Annotated in this window: 18 protein-coding genes; 7 read left to right on the plus strand and 11 right to left on the minus strand. The window is 57.9% G+C overall.

Annotated elements, in window-relative coordinates:
- Nucleotides 1-415: 415 nt before the first annotated feature.
- Entirely contained in the window at nt 416-1,294 is an 879-nt protein-coding gene (locus AO353_RS03275; RefSeq protein WP_054593665.1) for a LysR family transcriptional regulator, read from the minus strand.
- A gap of 99 nt (nt 1,295-1,393) precedes the next feature.
- Here AO353_RS03275 and gstA point away from each other — a divergent pair, with 99 nt between their 5' ends.
- A complete protein-coding gene (gene gstA, locus AO353_RS03280; RefSeq protein ID WP_054593666.1) occupies nt 1,394-2,002 on the plus strand; it encodes a glutathione transferase GstA in 609 nt (202 codons plus the stop codon).
- A 287-nt stretch (nt 2,003-2,289) separates the two neighbouring features.
- Nucleotides 2,290-2,706, plus strand: a complete 417-nt coding sequence (locus AO353_RS03285; RefSeq protein ID WP_054593667.1) for a GNAT family N-acetyltransferase — start codon at nt 2,290-2,292, stop codon at nt 2,704-2,706.
- A gap of 20 nt (nt 2,707-2,726) precedes the next feature.
- Here the strand turns inward: AO353_RS03285 and def are convergent, their stop codons facing one another.
- The 3 genes from def to AO353_RS03300 form a co-directional block, all read right to left on the minus strand.
- Nucleotides 2,727-3,266 (minus strand): peptide deformylase, encoded by a 540-nt coding sequence (def, locus tag AO353_RS03290; protein WP_054593668.1) that lies wholly within the window; start codon nt 3,264-3,266, stop codon nt 2,727-2,729.
- Nucleotides 3,267-3,268: 2 nt separating this feature from the next.
- Entirely contained in the window at nt 3,269-4,213 is a 945-nt protein-coding gene (locus AO353_RS03295) for a YihY/virulence factor BrkB family protein (RefSeq protein WP_054593669.1), read from the minus strand.
- A 179-nt stretch (nt 4,214-4,392) separates the two neighbouring features.
- Nucleotides 4,393-4,584 carry a CsbD family protein gene (locus AO353_RS03300; protein ID WP_054593670.1) on the minus strand — a complete coding sequence of 64 codons (192 nt, stop codon included), beginning with the start codon at nt 4,582-4,584 and terminating at the stop codon, nt 4,393-4,395.
- Between the two features lie 197 nt (nt 4,585-4,781).
- Here AO353_RS03300 and AO353_RS03305 point away from each other — a divergent pair, with 197 nt between their 5' ends.
- Nucleotides 4,782-5,159, plus strand: a complete 378-nt coding sequence (locus AO353_RS03305; protein ID WP_054593671.1) for a hypothetical protein — start codon at nt 4,782-4,784, stop codon at nt 5,157-5,159.
- Nucleotides 5,160-5,386: 227 nt separating this feature from the next.
- Here the strand turns inward: AO353_RS03305 and fadD1 are convergent, their stop codons facing one another.
- Together fadD1 and fadD2 are read right to left on the minus strand one after the other, a co-directional pair.
- Nucleotides 5,387-7,087, minus strand: a complete 1,701-nt coding sequence (fadD1, locus tag AO353_RS03310; protein WP_054593672.1) for a long-chain-fatty-acid--CoA ligase FadD1 — start codon at nt 7,085-7,087, stop codon at nt 5,387-5,389.
- 380 nt (nt 7,088-7,467) lie between these two features.
- On the minus strand, nt 7,468-9,156 hold the full coding sequence (fadD2, locus tag AO353_RS03315) for a long-chain-fatty-acid--CoA ligase FadD2 (RefSeq protein ID WP_054593673.1): 1,689 nt from the start codon (nt 9,154-9,156) through the stop codon (nt 7,468-7,470).
- 492 nt (nt 9,157-9,648) lie between these two features.
- On the opposite strand from fadD2, the gene AO353_RS03320 reads away from it, so the two are divergent.
- Nucleotides 9,649-10,593: an alpha/beta hydrolase gene (locus tag AO353_RS03320; RefSeq protein ID WP_054593674.1), complete on the plus strand. Its 945-nt coding sequence runs from the start codon at nt 9,649-9,651 to the stop codon at nt 10,591-10,593.
- Nucleotides 10,594-10,635: 42 nt separating this feature from the next.
- Complete coding sequence (locus AO353_RS03325; protein WP_054593675.1) at nt 10,636-11,106, plus strand: MaoC family dehydratase; 471 nt, start codon at nt 10,636-10,638, stop codon at nt 11,104-11,106.
- 67 nt (nt 11,107-11,173) lie between these two features.
- Here AO353_RS03325 and AO353_RS03330 read toward each other — a convergent pair whose 3' ends face one another.
- Nucleotides 11,174-11,641 carry a PA2169 family four-helix-bundle protein gene (locus AO353_RS03330; protein WP_054593676.1) on the minus strand — a complete coding sequence of 156 codons (468 nt, stop codon included), beginning with the start codon at nt 11,639-11,641 and terminating at the stop codon, nt 11,174-11,176.
- A 203-nt stretch (nt 11,642-11,844) separates the two neighbouring features.
- Here AO353_RS03330 and AO353_RS03335 point away from each other — a divergent pair, with 203 nt between their 5' ends.
- Together AO353_RS03335 and AO353_RS03340 are read left to right on the plus strand one after the other, a co-directional pair.
- Nucleotides 11,845-12,081: a DUF3820 family protein gene (locus tag AO353_RS03335; RefSeq protein ID WP_019693207.1), complete on the plus strand. Its 237-nt coding sequence runs from the start codon at nt 11,845-11,847 to the stop codon at nt 12,079-12,081.
- Nucleotides 12,082-12,102: 21 nt separating this feature from the next.
- Entirely contained in the window at nt 12,103-13,284 is a 1,182-nt protein-coding gene (locus AO353_RS03340; RefSeq protein WP_054593677.1) for an aminotransferase class V-fold PLP-dependent enzyme, read from the plus strand.
- A gap of 24 nt (nt 13,285-13,308) precedes the next feature.
- On the opposite strand, the gene AO353_RS03345 is transcribed toward AO353_RS03340, so the two are convergent.
- The 4 genes from AO353_RS03345 to zwf form a co-directional block, all read right to left on the minus strand.
- Nucleotides 13,309-14,034, minus strand: coding sequence for an intradiol ring-cleavage dioxygenase (locus AO353_RS03345; RefSeq protein WP_054593678.1), 726 nt, complete (start codon nt 14,032-14,034; stop codon nt 13,309-13,311).
- Nucleotides 14,035-14,399: 365 nt separating this feature from the next.
- Nucleotides 14,400-15,065 carry a bifunctional 4-hydroxy-2-oxoglutarate aldolase/2-dehydro-3-deoxy-phosphogluconate aldolase gene (locus AO353_RS03350; RefSeq protein WP_024264889.1) on the minus strand — a complete coding sequence of 222 codons (666 nt, stop codon included), beginning with the start codon at nt 15,063-15,065 and terminating at the stop codon, nt 14,400-14,402.
- A gap of 17 nt (nt 15,066-15,082) precedes the next feature.
- A complete protein-coding gene (gene pgl / locus AO353_RS03355; RefSeq protein ID WP_054593679.1) occupies nt 15,083-15,796 on the minus strand; it encodes a 6-phosphogluconolactonase in 714 nt (237 codons plus the stop codon).
- Nucleotides 15,783-17,252: a glucose-6-phosphate dehydrogenase gene (gene zwf, locus AO353_RS03360; protein ID WP_054593680.1), complete on the minus strand. Its 1,470-nt coding sequence runs from the start codon at nt 17,250-17,252 to the stop codon at nt 15,783-15,785. Before zwf ends, pgl begins: the two co-directional genes overlap by 14 nt.
- Nucleotides 17,253-17,374: the final 122 nt, after the last annotated feature.

A 17,374-nucleotide genomic window follows, 5' to 3' on the forward strand; every position in this document is an offset into this window, starting at 1 on the left:
ATGAACGGAAGTTCCTAGTCTTTCACTGGACTTACGACGACTTTCCACAGAACAGGCAAACGCATCCTCAGACGAAGGATAAGAGTCAGGTGATCAATGATGATTAATCGGAGTGTCCATAACGCAACGCTCTTATCAAGCCATCCTTTTCTTGACGCCCCGTGCAGGGGCCAACCCAACATTCACAAGTAATTCCCTCTAAGAAACACTCCTTTTCACCGCAGTGCCTTAAGTGGCGCACTCTTATCGATCATTCAATTTACAGCCGGCCGCAAAACACTGACTCAAGCACAATCGGGCTGAGGCATCGAGACTTTCACGCTTTATAAATTGACCGGCATCAGTAGCTACGAGTGAGCATAGACAGCAACGCCACGGATGCAAGGCCATCAATAGGCCATCTTTTTATCGATGGTCAGAGCGCCGCAGTCTGGAGCATCGCCAGCAGCGCCTGCACCGCCGCAGAGGGTTCCCTCAACGGTGTCGCGACCAACGCAAACTCTCGATGAACAGGCACCGCCAACGGCAGCACGCGCAACCCCTTGCGATTGGCTGGCAAGGTCATTTCCGGAACCAGTGTCACCCCGACGTTTTCCCGAACCAGCGCGAACGCACTGCCCCACTCTCGAACTTCAACCCGGACATCCAGTAGCGCAAGACCTGCATCCGCTGCCAGGCTGCGGGCATTGACGCTGCATCCACCAGTGGCCAGCACGAATGGCTGCCCGACCAACGTCTCCAACCTCAATCCGTGCTCGTGGTTTCCTCGAGCCAATGGGTGCGCCATCGGCAGCACCGCAACCCAGGTATCTCGCCCCAACATTCCGGCATTGCGTTCAGGTGGAGGATTGAGCACCACGCCCAGATCAACCAGGCCAGCGCCGAGTAACGCTTCGACTTCGTTGTCGCTGACCTCCAGCGCCACCACCTGAATACCGGGATAAAGTTGCTTGAACTGGCGCAACAGCGGCGGCAGAAACGTTGCAAGCACCATCGGAAAACTGGCCAGGCGAATCGTGCCACGCTGAATATCCCGCGCCGCGTCGGCAGTAGCCCGGATGGTCTCAAGGGCCTGAAGCATCACCCGCGCCTGTTCGATCACGTGCACTCCGACCGCGGTCGGCAAGGTCTGACGGTTTTCCCGGACAAACAGTTGAATACCGAGCACGTCCTCAAGCAAGGCCAGCGCCTGACTGGCCCCCGACTGAGTCATGCCGACACGCTCGGCAGCGCGAGTAATGTTGCCCGTGTCGGCGATAGCCACCAGCATCCGCCAATGCATCAGGTTCATCATGGCAGTAGCTATCCTTATGGCTGATGTCTGAAAGATTAATTTTACGACATGCGCGGGCGACTATGACACTGATCAAAATCCTCACCTGGAACCCTGATCATGAAGTTGTATTTTTCGCCTCAAGCCTGCTCCCTTGCACCGCACATTGTTCTGCGTGAACTGCAGTTGCCATTCGAGCTGGTCCGCGTCGACAACCGAACGAAGAAGACCGGCGACGGTGCCAACTTTCTTGCGATCAATCCGAAAGGCTATGTCGCGGCGCTGCAACTGGATAACGGCGATGTGCTGACCGAGGGACCGGCAATCCTGCAATACCTGGCGGATCTTCGCCCGCTTGCCGGCCTTGCACCGACATGCGGATCCTGGGAAAGAGTGCGTTTGCAGGAGGTCCTGAACTTCATTTCGAGTGAGATTCACGGCGGCCTGGGACTGCTGTTCAACGTGCAGTTTCCTGATCAGGTGAAAGCGCTCTTCAAGGAGAAACTGTTCAAGCGGTTTGCCGTGCTGACCCAGACACTGGAACAACAGGATTATCTGCTGGGCGAACGCTTCAGCATCGCTGATGCCTATCTGTTCAGCGTACTGCGGTGGACTTCCTTGTTTGATATCGACCTGAAGCAATGGCCGTCGATGGAGCGTTTTCAGGTACGGATTGGCTCACGGCCTGCGGTAAGCGAGGCGCTGGCGGCGGAAGTGGCGCACGACTGAAGATTGATTACCGGTGAATGACGTAGCTGGAAATGAACGCGGAGCCCGATTGCCGGGCTCCGTCAAAGCGGGCTCAGTGCCCGAACACACCGACCTTTTTGGCCTTCTTGTCAGCGCGTTTTTCAACGGCTGTCTTGGTCGGTTTCTTTTTCGCCGCTTTCTTCGAATCCATGCCTTTGCTCATGATGCACGCTCCACCAACTGGGAATATGAGATCAGGTATACACCTATCTCGCAGCGTTGGTTCTTTTATAATAGGCGCATTTTTCGCAGTGACCCTCTCGCACATGCCCAATACCCAGTACACCCAGCTTGCCGAGCCACTGTGGCCTTTGCTGAACAAGTTTTACCGCAGTCACCAGTCATCGATGAAAGCGGTTCGCGACGCTCAACTGTGGGTAGGCAAGCGCGACGAGATCATCGCCGGGCTCTGTTTGCGGCCGATGGCGGAGGGGTTTTGGCTGACGGGGTTATTTGTCGACCCGGCCCTTCGGGGACAAGGTATTGCGGGGGCGTTGATGGCCCAGGCGCTGGTGCAGATCAAGGCGCCGGTATGGCTGTTCTGCCACCCGGACTTGCGCAGTTTTTATGAGTGCAATGGCTTCACTGCGGACCCGTTGTTGCCCTATGCACTAGCCGAGCGCCTGGCTCGCTATAAACGCAACAAGCCGATGATCGCCATGGGCCTGGAGCCGGGCAGGTAAACAGCGATCTTTTAGCGCCTTTAGTCATCAGCCGTCGGGTCGAGATCCGGGAACATCACCTCGGTAAACCCAAACTTGCGAAAGTCGGTGATCCGCGACGGGTACAACCGGCCGATCAGGTGATCGCATTCGTGCTGCACCACTCGGGCGTGAAACCCCGAGGCGATTCGCACAACCGGCTCGCCCTTGGGATCGAAGCCTTCATAACGAATGTGCTGATAACGCTCAACCGCCCCCCGCAGCCCCGGCACTGACAGGCAACCTTCGAAGCCCTCTTCCAGCGTCGGATCAAGTGGCGTAATCAACGGGTTGATCAAGATCGTCTGCGGTACGGCATCAGCGTCCGGGTAACGTTCACTGTGCTCGAAGCCGAAGATCACCAGTTGCAGGTCGACGCCGATCTGCGGGGCAGCCAGGCCAACGCCACCGACACTTTCCATGGTCTGGAACATGTCATCGATCAACTGCCACAGTTCCGGGCTGTCGAACATTTCGGCCGGTACCGGCGGAGCGATACGCAGCAGGCGCTCATCGCCCATTTTCAGAATTTCACGGATCATCGTCAGGCTTCGTCAGTGGTCGGGTTGAGCGAGTGGTCCCGGCCCAGTCCCGAAACGTGTTGTTTTTCGTCGTGTTCACCGAAGCCCTTGGCGCCAGGATGCTTGCCTTCGGTCGACATGTGATCGATCACCGCATTCATTTCCGCGCCGAGCAACAGCACCGCAGCGGAAATATAGAAGTACAACAACAGCACAATGATCGCGCCGATACTGCCATACATGGCATTGTAGTTGGCGAAGGTTTTGACGTAGTAACCAAAACCCAGCGAAGCGATGATCCACACCACCACTGCCAGAACCGAGCCCGGTGTGATGAAGCGAAACCGCTGTTTCACATCAGGCATCACGTAGTACATCAAGGCGACCGCGACCATCAGCAATATGACGATCACCGGCCAGCGCAGTATCGTCCACAGCGTGACGATGAACTCTTCCATGCCGATCTGTGACGCAATCCATTCCATCACTTGCGGGCCGAGCACCATCAAGGCGGCAGCGACCAGCAGCATGCCGGCGATACCCACGGTGTAGAAGACCGACAGCGGAAAGCGCTTCCAGATCGGCCGGCCTTCGACCACATCGTAGGCTGCGTTCATCGCGCTCATCATCAGCCGCACACCCGCCGAGGCGGTCCACAGGGCGATGACGATACCCACCGAGAGCAATCCACCCTTGGATTGCTGGAGCTGGTCAATCACCGGGTTCACTTGTTCCAGCGCTTGCGGCGGCAATACCAGCTCTGTCTGAAGGCGCAGCCAGGAAAAGAAATCCGGCAGGTGCAGGAAACCGATCAGGGCAATCAGGAACAGAATGAAGGGAAACAGCGAGAACAGCATCTGATAGGCCAGCGCCGAGGCATACGTCGACATCTCGTCATTAATAAACTCGGTGACGGTGCGCATCATCACGCGGTGCAAGGGCAAGCCTTTCAACTCGGGGAACATCATAGCGTCTCCTTTCGCCGCAAAAAGGTTGAAGTCGGGGGCGACTCAGGGGGCCGTTTTCTACATCAAAGTAACCTACTTGGCGACTTTGGAACAATTTCGGGGGGGATTCATAACAATAAGCCACAGAAAAACGGCCATCCTCGGATGGCCGTCACACTGCACTAAAACAGGTTATCGGGTCAGATTTTATCGATGGTTTTCTTGATCGCGTCTTTAGCCTTGCCGAGCGCTTGCTGGGCTTCGCCTTTCTTCTCCTGAAGCTTGCCTTCGGCTCGCAACTTGGGATTGTCGGTGGCTTTACCCACACCTTGCTTGACGTTGCCGACCGCTTCGTTGGCCAGGCCTTTAACTTTATCGCCAGTGCTGCTCATGGTATTTCTCCTGTGAACACTCAAAGGTCAGTGACTACGTAGAGGTTGACCGAAGGGTGTTGCACAGAGTTTCATTTATTTTCACCCGGTCATTTCAACCGCACATGCAGGTTGGGCTTTATGTTTGCAGGCTTTGCCCCGAGAATGCGCAACGTATTCAGGCCGTGGCGCTGAAGATCCAATCCCGTAGGAACGTTATGAAACTCGATAAAAAGCAGGCCATTGCCCGCAGAAACCAGGAACTCGGCGGTGCAGTGCTTGGCGTCAACAACTGCCATTTCACCGAATTGAACCGCAACCGCAATATCTGGTGGTTTGATATCCCGGTTGCGCGCCTGGCCATTGGTCAGTACGAATGGGTTCACCTGCTGATGTACACGCCGGCCACCGACGAACTGCTGCACCTGAAAGTGCCGACGGTGTTCCTGCGCGAGAAGCTCGAAGGCCTGGTGGTGCGCAATGAAGGCAAGCGCAAGGCGGCCCTGAGCCTGGAACTGAGCGCTGACAAGGACTCGTACCTTCAGGACATGCGCCCGGCCGGTACCAACGTCAACTTCGCGCAGTTCCGCCTCTAACAGCAAAAGATCTGAAGAAACAAAAAGCCCCGCAAATGCGGCAATGCTGTTCACTTAAGGAAGTCTGGAGGCCTGAGAAGTATCTGTGGCGAGGGGGCTTGCTCCCGCTGGACTGCGTAGCAGGCCCAATTCAGGGTCGCTTCGCGCCCCAACGGGGGCAAGCCCCCTCGCCACAAAAAACGATCCAGGTATCTGAAAAAAAGCCCCGCATCTGCGGGGCTTTTGTTTTAGGCGCTGACCTTCTTCAAGCCGAGTTTCTTCAGCTCTTCGTCGCGCAGTTCGCGACGCAGGATCTTGCCGACGTTGGTGGTCGGCAGCGCATCGCGGAACTCGATGGCTCTCGGCACTTTGTAGCCGGTGACGTTGGCACGCATGTGCGTCATCACCTGCTCTTTGGTCAGGGTTACCCCCGGTTTGGCGACGATGAAAATCTTGATCGCCTCGCCCGACTTCTCGTCCGGTACACCAATGGCTGCGCATTGCAGTACGCCCGGCAAGGTGGCCAGTACGTCTTCGAGCTCGTTCGGATAGACGTTGAAACCGGAGACCAGAATCATGTCTTTCTTGCGATCGACAATGCGCATGTAGCCGTCTGGCTGGATCAGCGCGATGTCACCGGTCTTCAACCAGCCTTCGCTGTCGAGGATTTCATCGGTGGCTTCCTGGCGCTGCCAGTAGCCTTTCATCACTTGCGGACCTTTCACGCACAGTTCGCCGATTTCGCCCAACGGCTGTTCAACGCCGGCGTCATCGATGACTTTGCACAGGGTCGACGGAACCGGAATACCGATCGTGCCTATCTGAATGTTCTGGTTTGGATTGACGGTGGCCACCGGGCTGGTTTCGGTCATGCCGTAACCTTCGCAGATGGCGCAACCGGTGACGGCTTTCCAACGCTCGGCAGCGGCCAGTTGCAGGGCCATGCCACCGGACAGGGTGATTTTCAGGCCTGAAAAATCCAGCTTGCGGAACGCTTCGTTGTTACACAGCGCCACGAACAAGGTGTTCAGGCCGACGAAACCGCTGAACTTCCACTTCGACAGTTCCTTGACCATCGCCGGCAGGTCGCGCGGATTGCTGATCAGGATGTTGTGGTTGCCAATCAGCATCATCGCCATGCAATGAAAGGTGAAGGCATAGATGTGGTACAGCGGCAGCGGCGTGATGAGGATTTCGCAACCTTCATTCAGGTTGGAACCCATCAGCGCCCGGCACTGCATCATGTTCGCCACCAGGTTGCGGTGGGTCAGCATTGCACCCTTGGCCACGCCGGTGGTGCCGCCGGTGTATTGCAGCACGGCAACGTCGCTGCTGGCCGGGTTGGCTTCGGTTACGGGCTGGCCATGGCCTTTGCTCAACACGTCATTGAACTTGACGGCCTTGGGCAGGTGATAGGCCGGAACCATCTTCTTCACGTACTTGATGACGCTGTTGATCAGCAAGCGCTTGAGCGGTGGCAGCAGGTCGGCCACTTCGGTGACGATGACGTGCTTGACGCCTGTCTTGGGCACCACGGCCTCGGCCAGGTGCGCCATGTTCGCCAGGCACACCAGCGCTTTGGCGCCGGAGTCGTTGAATTGGTGTTCCATTTCCCGCGCGGTGTACAGCGGGTTGGTGTTGACCACGATCAAGCCAGCGCGGATGGCACCGAATACGGCGATCGGGTATTGCAACAGGTTTGGCAGTTGTACGGCAATTCGATCACCCGGCTGCAAATCGGTATGCTGTTGCAGGTAAGCAGCAAAAGCACCGGACAATTCATACAGCTCACCGTAGGTGAGTGTCTTGCCGAGGTTACTAAAGGCCGGTTTGTTGGCGAAGCGTTGGCAGGATTGCTTTAACACTGCCTGAATATTCGGATACTCGTCTGGATTGATCTCGGCAGCAATTCCAGCTGGGTACTTATCCTTCCAAAAGTCTTCGATCATGGAAGCCCACTCCTCAGCAACGCGAATTCTTCACCGCATTTTGCGATTATTATTGGTGTCTTTTTGTTGGTGAATCTGGCCTTTACCTAGGCCGAGAAGTCACAAAGCGCGCCGAGAGTAGCAGCTTTGCCAAGGCCCTACTAGAGCCAAAAGAAGCCCCTACAGTCACTTTAATGACTCAAGACCTGTAAATGGTCTGTTTTAGAGCAAAAAATCTATACTCCCTTGAAACGCCCTGAAATTGGCGTTTACCCCCGCTGAAAAGCATCGCGGGCAAGCCTTGTTCCTACGGATTTGTGTCGTGCCACAATTGGCTGATCGACACTAAACCTGTAGGAGCAAAGCTTGCCCGCGATCGCACGAAGCGCGGCCTCTAACGATTACGCGATATCGCGCAGCTCCCGTCGCAGGATCTTGCCCACTGGCGTCATCGGCAGCGACTCGCGCAGCACGATGTGCTTGGGCACCTTGTAGGCGGTGAAGTTTTCCTTGCAGTAGGCCTTCAGCTCTTCAAGGCTGATCCCCGCTTCACGCGCTACCACGAAGAGCTTCACCGCTTCCCCGGAACGTTCGTCCGGCACACCGATCACCGCGCAGTTGGCGACTTTCGGGTGCGCCATGACCACATCCTCGATTTCGTTCGGGTAAACGTTGAAACCCGAAACGATGATCATGTCTTTCTTGCGATCGACAATCCGTACGAATCCGTCCGGGTCGATCACCGCGATGTCGCCGGACTTGAACCAGCCGTCGGCATCCAGCACTTCGGCGGTGGCTTCGGGTTTCTGCCAGTAGCCTTTCATGATTTGCGGGCCCTTGATGCACAGCTCGCCGCGCTCGCCCAGGGGCTGTTCGACACCGTCATCATTGATGACTTTCAACGTGGTACCCGGCACCGGCAGGCCGACCGTGCCAATACGCGACTTGTCGCCATACGGATTGGTGCAGGCCACTGGCGAGGTTTCGGTCAAGCCGTAGCCTTCGGTGATCCGGCAACCGGTTATCTGCTCCCAGCGTTCGGCGGTGGCCTTGACCAGTGCGGTGCCGCCGGAGTTGGTGAGTTTGAGGCTCGAGAAGTCCAGGGTCTTGAAGTTCGGATGATCCATCAACGCGACGAACAGCGTGTTGAGCCCCAGCAGCGCCGAGAACCGCCAGTTTTTCAGCTCCTTGATGAAACCGGCGATGTCCCGTGGATTGGTGATCAACACGTTGTGGTTGCCGGTCACCATCATGCACATGCAGTTCGCTGTGAAGGCATAGATGTGGTACAGCGGCAGCGGCGCGATCATCACTTCCTGACCTTCACGCAGCAGCGGTTTGCCATCGCTGCCGAACTGGCCAAGACAGGCGCGGGCCTGCTGCATGTTGGCGACCAGATTGCCGTGGGTCAGCATCGCACCCTTGGCCAGCCCGGTAGTGCCGCCGGTGTATTGCAGCACGGCGACATCATCGAGGCTGACGTTCTGCGGCTTGATGCTTTGACCTCGGCCCAGGCGCAGCGCGCTCTTGAAGGAAATCGCCTGCGGCAGGTCGTAGGTCGGGACCATCTTCTTGACCTTGTCGACCACGGTGTTGATCAGCCAGCCCTTGGCGGTCGGCATCAGGTCGCCCATCTTCGCTTCGATCAGGTACTGAATCTCGGTGTCGGGCAGTACTTCCTGGACCTTCTGCCCGAACATGTTCAGGTACACCAGCGCCCGGGCACCGGAGTCCTTGAACTGGTGACGCATCTCACGCGCGGTGTACAGCGGGTTGGTGTTGACCACAATCAGCCCGGCTCGCAACGCGCCGAACACGGCAATCGGGTAATGCAGGACATTGGGCATCTGCACCGCGATGCGATCACCGGGCAACAGGTCGGTCTGTGTTTGCAGGTAGCCAGCGAACGCCGCGCTATAGCGCTCAAGCTCGGCATAGGTGAGCGTCACACCCATGTTGCTGAACGCCGGACGGTCAGCGAATTTCTTGCAGGAACGCTCGAACACCTCGATCACCGACTTGTAGGCACCCGGTTCGATATCATTGGGTACGCCGGCCGGGCGTTTGTCATTCCAGAAATCAGGTTGCATTGTACTTGTCCTCTTTACCTGAGCGAATCCGGGCCGCTCTCTGTGACGCTGAAAAGCGGGGCTTCTGGGACCTAGGGTCTGTTGACGCTTGGTGACGACCGCGACGGCGACCCATTTGGCGCAGGGCAAGGCGCGAGGAACGCGATTTGGTCGTTCCAAATAAGTTCCGAGCAACGCCGCCCTGCGCCAAATGGGTCCCGTCCCTTCGGGTTGCGCGCCAACGTGCGCGAGGCTGCGTTGCAGGATTTGCCAAGGGAACAACCATTAGCGGCATCCCGCGCCTTGCCTCGCACACGCTGGCATCGCAACGCGGTTCGCCACCAAGCGTCAACAGACCCTAGCAGCTATGGTGATTCAGGCAAATATACGCACCAGCTTCATTGACAGTGTGAATCTTGCTGCTGAGGGACACCCACATCGCACGTCCTGCGGTTGATGAGCTATACAATGCAACGACGCCGCACCTAAACAAAACCGTGCAAAGGAATCGCCATGATCCACGACACTTTCTGGTTGACCGCGAGCGATCACAGTCGACTTTTCGTCAACCAGTGGTTGCCTGAAGGCCCGCTGAAGGCGGTGATTCTGCTGTCCCACGGTATGGCTGAACACAGCGGTCGTTATGCGCGGCTGGCGCAGGTTTTATGTGCCGAGGGTTACGGCGTCTATGCGCTGGACCAGCGCGGTCATGGCAAAACCGCCGAATACGGCCTGCTCGGGCATTTCGCCGATCAGGACGGCTGGTGCAAAGTGGTCGGTGATCTGGCCAGCCTCAATCAGCACATCGGTCAGCACCATCCGGGCGTACCGATCGTACTGCTCGGTCACAGCATGGGCAGTTACATCGCCCAGGCGTACCTGCTGCACCACAGCGCCAGCCTGCACGCTGCCGTGCTCAGTGGCTCGAACTTCCAGCCCGTCGCGCTTTACCGAGTAGCGCGCCTGATTGCGCGTTTCGAACGCTGGCGCCAGGGGCCTACCGGTCGCAGTGCACTGATCGAGTGGTTGTCGTTCGGTTCATTCAACAAGCCCTTCAAGCCTCATCGCACTCGATTCGACTGGCTCAGCCGCGACCCGGACGAAGTCGACAAGTACGTCCACGACCCGCTCTGCGGCTACCGTTGCACCAACCAGCTGTGGATCGACCTGCTCGGCGGCTTGCAGCAAATCAGCAAAGCGTCCAATCTCGCGGAGATCGATCCGGGCCTGCCGTTGCTGGTGATCGGTGGTGAATGTGATCCAGTGAGCGAAGGCAAACGTCTCAAGGCTCTGGCCGACGCACTGCGCGGCGCCGGCAACCAGTGCATGCAACTGAATATCTACCCGCAAGCCCGGCACGAACTGTTCAACGAGAGCAACCGCGATGAAGTGACCGCGGACCTGCTCAAATGGCTGGCTGAGGCATTGAGCCATCGCCGGCCACCCCGAACCGAATAATGTTTGGTTATTACACTTAACTCGTCACAGGATTCAAGACACATGACCCAGGTTACCAATACCCCGTACGAAGCCCTCGAAGTCGGCCAGACCGCCAGCTACAGCAAGACCGTCGAGGAGCGCGACATTCAGCTGTTCGCAGCGATGTCCGGAGACCACAACCCGGTGCACCTGGACCCCGAGTTTGCGGCAGCGAGCATGTTCAAGGAGCGCATCGCCCACGGCATGTTCAGCGGTGCGCTGATCAGCGCCGCCGTCGCCTGCGAGCTGCCTGGGCCGGGGACTATCTATATCGGTCAGCAAATGAGCTTTCAGAAGCCGGTAAAAATCGGCGACACCCTGACCGTACGCCTGGAAATCCTCGAAAAACTGCCGAAGTTCCGCGTGCGCATCGCCACTCGGGTATTCAACCAGCGCGATGAACTGGTCGTCGACGGCGAGGCCGAAATCCTCGCACCGCGCAAGCAACAGACCGTGACCTTGCCGACACTGCCCGCGATCAGCATTGGCTGATCCTCATATATGATCGCTCCCACGCTCGCGTGGGAACGATCCTCTGATCCAGGCGTTTTTAACCGACTTACGACCGGGCACGAGCCTGATAACACAAGGCTTTGACCTGATCGTGGTTGCGTTGCGCCCCGTGATACTGACGTTCGACCAGATCACGAATCCCCAGCAGATTGTCTTCGTTGATCTTCTCGAGCGCTGCTTTGTAAGCCTTCAGGGCATGGTCCTCGCCACGCTTGGCTTCGTTGAGCACCACTTCTTCGCTCTTTCCAGTGACCAATGATTTGACGCCGACCCAACGACGATGCCTATCACCGCCGACATGGGTTCTGGTCTCGGGATCGCCACCCATCGAACGCACGGTACGTTGAAGTTCGGCAGCGGCGGTGGCGCACTCGGCAGCGCGTTTGACAAACAGCGCCTTCAGTTCAGGATGCTTGATGTCCTGGGCACAGGTCTTGAAACCCTCCTGACCGTCCTTGCTGATCTCGATCAGGTCGTTCAGGACTGAAATCACTTCTCTATTGATGTCAGTCATTCTTCAATTCCTCGCAGACCAAGAGGGATACCTAAAACACTGCATCTCGTGTGCCAGCCCTCGAGTTGAAGTTTTTACGATAAATTTCAATACATTAACTTTTAAGCAAACATCTGCACCCGAGTTATTTGCATGATCTGTCAATTGGCCTGCATGCAGAATGCCTGTATTTTCCAGATTGTTTGAATCAAGACGAGCGATCGATGAATCCCGAAAAGCTTGAACTGCTGGTCACCCGCGAAATGCCCTTTGGCAAATACAAGGGGCGCATCATTGCCGACCTGCCCGGCCAATACCTGAACTGGTTCGCCCGCGAGGGTTTCCCCCACGGTGAACTGGGTGGCTTGCTGGCCCTGATGCAAGAAATAGATCACAACGGCCTGTCCGACTTGCTCGACCCGCTGCGCGCCAAACATGGCAAACCCAAGCCACGCCACTGAACCACTGAACGAGTCGCCCCCATGCCCGAAAACACCCGCCGTGCCCTTGATGAAGCTTTTTGGCAGACGTTCGCCGACCGCTACGAAGTCCAGCCAGGCCCGATCAATCTGGAGAATGGTTACTTCGGCCGCATGTCGCGTACCGTGGTCGAGGAGTACCAGCGCAACATCGAGCTCATCAACCGCAGCAACTCGGTGCATGTGCGCCAGCACTTCGAAAAAATCGAAAGCCTGAAAATACGCGGGCAACTGGCCGGGCTCTTGCAGGTGCCCGCCGAAGCGGTAGCCCTGACACGCAACGCCTCGGACGCACTGCAATCGCTGATTCGCAACTACAACGGCTTGCAACCGGGCGATCAGGTGCTGCTGTGCGATCTGGAATACGACACGGTCAAAAGTGCGATGCGCTGGCTGGCACGCTATCGCGGCGTCGAAGTGATCGAGATCGAGCATGCTCATCCCGCCAGCTTCGAGACGTTGGTGGCGAGCTACCGCGAGGCGTTCGTGCGTTATCCGCGGCTCAAGCTGATGGCACTGACCCACGTCACCCATCGCACCGGCCTGGTGATGCCGGTCAAGGCGATTGCCGCTGCGGCCAAAGAGCACGGAATCGACGTGATCCTCGACGGCGCCCACGCCCTCGGTCAGATCGAATTCAACCTTGATGACCTGGGCATCTCTTTTGCCGGCTACAACCTGCACAAATGGATCGGCGCACCGTTGACCCTGGGGTTCATCTACATCGCACCACAACGTCTGGCCGATATCGATCCGGACATGGACGAGTTTCACTTCCCGCCCACCGACATCCGCTCGCGCACGCCTTACAGCACGCCAAACATTCCGGCGTTACTGACCTTGCCGCTGGTGTTCGAAGAACATCGCTCCATCGGTGGCGCAGCCGCCAAGGGTGCACGGCTTAACTACCTGCGCAATCTGTGGGTCAAGGCTGTTCGCGATGTGCAGGGCATTGAAGTCATGACCCCGGATGATCCGCGCCTGTATTGCGGCATCACCTCGATGCGCTTCACCCGGCATGCCGACCAGCAAGCGATGGTCGAGCGCCTGCTCAATGACTACAACCTGTTCACCGTGACCCGCAACGGTTCGGCGTGCGGCAGCTGTATTCGCATTACACCGGGCCTGACCAACACCTCTCAGGAAATGCAGCTGCTGGCTCAGGCCCTGATCGAGCTGAGTTGAGGTGATGAACACCGAGGCTGGTGTTCACACGGTATAGATGTCGAAGTCTTCGGGTTTGATCTGCGCAGACATCGCACGCTTGTCGATCCCGATGGTCAACTGCCCGAAATAACCGTCTTCCCAGGAATCACGGGCAATGGTGTGGATTTTCAGGATCGAGTCTTCCCCATGCATTTGGGTAAAAAGCTCATCCTGATCGTTGCGCAACGGTGAGACGCCTCGCCCGGTATAGTCTTTGGCGCCCAGTACCGAACGCGATGTCACCTCGGGAAGGTACAGTTGACCGACCCAGGCAACATGCCGCGCCTCCAGGTGATTGCTGCCGGTTACGATTCGAACGGCAACGTGGATGTGCACGCTGCGCCCCGCATAAAACCCCGGATAAATCGTGGTAAACCTGACGGCGCCTTTGCGATCGGTGAATTGCCCACCGCGCAAATAAGTGTCGTCATCGGTACGTGGAACCGAGCCGATATCGCCGACATCGACCTCTTTATCCGGATTGATCTTGCTCCAGCCTGAATAGGCCCCTCGCGCATTGCATTGCCAGATATCCACCAGGGCATCCGTCACCGGTTCGCAGGTGCTGACGTCGACAAGGCTCAGTTTGAGCAGCAAGGGAATGCCACTGGCGCCTTCACTGATGTTCCTTCGGATCAACCTGGGGTTCCTGAAGTACGGGCCGGCAATCTGCTCGGGAGCCAATAAACAGACCGGCCCGGTTGCCTTGGTTGTTGCGTGTTCTTCCATGAGTCGCTTCCTCCATAAGTTGCTCGAAGGATAAACAGATCTGCGGGGTGGGTTGCGGTAACTATGTATGCCGCTATAGGCGTTCCAACTCCCCGTAGCAGCTGTCGAGCCCGCGAGGCAGCGTTAGAGGCGGACCGCGTTCGGGCGAAGTCCTCGCAAATCCTGCGAATGCGGTTTGCCTGGAAGAATCCGCTGCCTGATTTTACGACTGCTGCGCAGCCGAACGCAGCCTCGCAGGCTCGACAGCTGCTACAGGGCCGCCGCTTTTCCACAGGCAAAAAAAAACGGCGCACTGACCAAGTGCGCCGTAAAGCCGTAGAACACAACTACAACGATTCTGCGTAAAAAACAGCCGGTAAAACCAATCAGTCCAGCAGGGCCAGCGCCTCGGCGGTGCACTCCTGGATACGTGCCCAGTCGCCGTTCTTGATCCACTCCGGATCAAGCATCCAGCTACCGCCAACGCACATCACGTTTTTCAGTGCCATGTAACTCTTGATGTTGGCAGGGCCAACACCGCCAGTCGGGCAGAAACGCACTTCGCCGAACGGGCCGCCAAGGGCCTTGATCGCCGCCACGCCACCGCTGACTTCCGCCGGGAACAGCTTGAAGCGGCGATAGCCCAGGGCGTAGCCCTCCATGATCCCGGAGGCGTTGCTGATGCCTGGCAACAGCGGAATCGGGCTGGCAACGCTGGCTTCCAGCAGGTCGCGGGTAATACCCGGAGTAACAATGAACTGCGAACCGGCAGCTTCAGCGGCAGCCAGCATGTTGCGATCGAGCACGGTGCCGGCACCGGTGACCAGCTCTGGACGCTGCTCACGCAATACCTGGATGGCCTTGAGGCCGAACTGCGAACGCAGGGTGACTTCCAGGGCCGTCAATCCACCTGCGGCAAGGGCATCGGCCAGTGGCAGAATGTCTTGTTCGCGGGCAATGGTGATCACCGGCAGAATCCGCGCCTTGACGCAGAGACTGTCGATCAGGGCAACTTTGTCCGCCATGGAAACGGTCGGTTGAGTGTTTGTCATAGCGGCTGATCCTTGGTTCATGGGCACCAGTAAATCTCTAACGTGGGTTGCAGAAACGCGCGAATCGGCATTGCGGCGACATCGTCACCGGCCAGTGCGGCACTCAGGGTGGTCAACTTGGACTGACCGGAAATCGATAGTACGGTGAACTGTGCCGAGGCCAGCAGCGCACGACTCATGGTCAGGCGCTGATGCGGCACGGTCGGCGCCAGCATCGGCCAGCATCGGCGCGTGCCGTCGGCTCGCAAGGCTTCGACCAGGTTCGGGCTGTTGGGGAACAGCGAGGCCGTGTGGCCGTCGTCGCCCATCCCCAACACCAGCACGTCGATTGCCGGCAACTCGGCGAGCAAGCGATCGGCCTGCTCGGCAGCCTGTTCAAGGTTGGCGGTGGCGCTGTAGAGGCTGAGGAACTTCGCCTTGGCCGCCGGGCCCTGCAACAAGTAACGCTTGAGCAGACCGGCATTGCTGTCGGCGTGCTCTACCGGTACCCAGCGCTCGTCGGCCAGGGTCACCACGACCTTGGACCAGTCCAGCGTCTGCTTGGCCAGATGCTGGAAAAACGCCACCGGGCTGCGTCCGCCGGAGACCACCAGCGTCGCGGCGCCTCGGGCATCGATAGCGTCGCTGAGTTGCTTGGCCACCTTCAGTGCCAGGCCTTCGGCCAGCAACACCGGGCTGCGAAACTCATGAGCGCTGACGCCCTTAGGCAGTTTGAATTCAGATATCGCCATACCACGACCTCCCGTCCCGCGTGATCAGTGCAATGGAACTCATCGGTCCCCAGGAGCCCGCCGCGTACGGCTTGGGCGCATCACCGGACTTCTTCCACCCGGCAATCAGCTGGTCACACCACTTCCACGCGGCTTCGATTTCATCTTTACGGACAAACAGGTTCTGATTGCCGCGCATCACTTCCAGCAACAACCGTTCGTAGGCATCGGGAATCCGCGCGCTGCGATAGGTATCGGAAAAATTCAGCTGCAACGGACCGCTGCGCAGCTGCATGCCCTTGTCCAGGCCCTGTTCTTTGGTCATCACGCGCAAGGAAATACCTTCGTCCGGTTGCAGACGGATGATCAGCTTGTTGCTGATCTGCAAGCGCTGCTCGGGAGCGAAGATGTAGTGCGACGGTTCCTTGAAGTGGATGACGATCTGCGACAGTTTCTGCGGCATGCGTTTACCGGTACGCAGGTAAAACGGCACGCCCGCCCAACGCCAGTTGCGGATGTCGGCACGCAGGGCGACGAAGGTTTCGGTGTCGCTCTGGGTGTTGGAGTTCTCCTCCTCCAGGTAACCCGGCACCGACTTGCCTTCGCTGTGACCGGCTATGTACTGGCCGCGCACCACCTGGGTGGTCAGGCCTTCCGGACTGATCGGCGCCAGCGCCTTGAGCACTTTGACTTTCTCGTCACGGATGCTGTCGGCCGAAAGATCCGCTGGCGGGTCCATGGCGATCAGGCACAGCAACTGCAACAGGTGGTTCTGAATCATGTCGCGCAGTTGGCCGGCCTTGTCGAAGTAGCCCCAACGGCCCTCGATCCCGACTTTCTCGGCGACGGTGATTTCCACGTGGGAAATGTAGTTCTGGTTCCACTGGGTTTCGAACAGGCTGTTGGCGAAACGCAGGGCGATCAGGTTCTGGACCGTCTCTTTGCCCAGGTAGTGGTCGATACGGTAAGTGCGGTTTTCCGGGAAGTACCGCGCCACTGCGTCGTTGACCTTGCGCGACGACTCGAGGTCCGAACCGATTGGCTTTTCCAGCACCACACGGGTGTTTTCGGCCAGGCCGACCTTCGCCAGGTTCTCGCAAATCGCGCCGTACACCGCAGCGGGCGTCGCGAAGTAGGCAATCATCCGCTGCGTCGAACCGGCCAGCTCAGCCAAGGCGACGTAGTCGTCAGGCTGGAGGAAGTCGACATGCAGGTACGTCAGGCGTGCCAGGAAGCGCTCGACCACCGCTTCGTCGAGTTCCTTGGCATCAACGTAATGGCGCAGTTCACGGGCAATAAATGCCAGATGCTCTTGCTCGCTGCCTGGTTCACGGGCCAGCGCGATAATGCGCGTGTCCTCGTGCAGCAGGCCAGCGCCATCCAGTTGGTACAAAGCAGGAAACAGCTTGCGAAGGGCCAGATCGCCCAAGGCGCCGAACAAGGCAAAGGTGCACGGTTCAACCGTAATCGAAGGCATGATGTTTGTTCTTTTATCAAGTTAAGCTACAAATACCTTTTTTTAAGGCATCGCTCAAGGAAAAATGTAGTAATAACCACAACATTTTTCCAAAATATAGATTCCGAGTGGTGGTCGGTCGG

Origin of the sequence: Pseudomonas fluorescens (assembly GCF_001307155.1) — a bacterium.
Classification (GTDB): domain Bacteria; phylum Pseudomonadota; class Gammaproteobacteria; order Pseudomonadales; family Pseudomonadaceae; genus Aquipseudomonas; species Aquipseudomonas helvetica.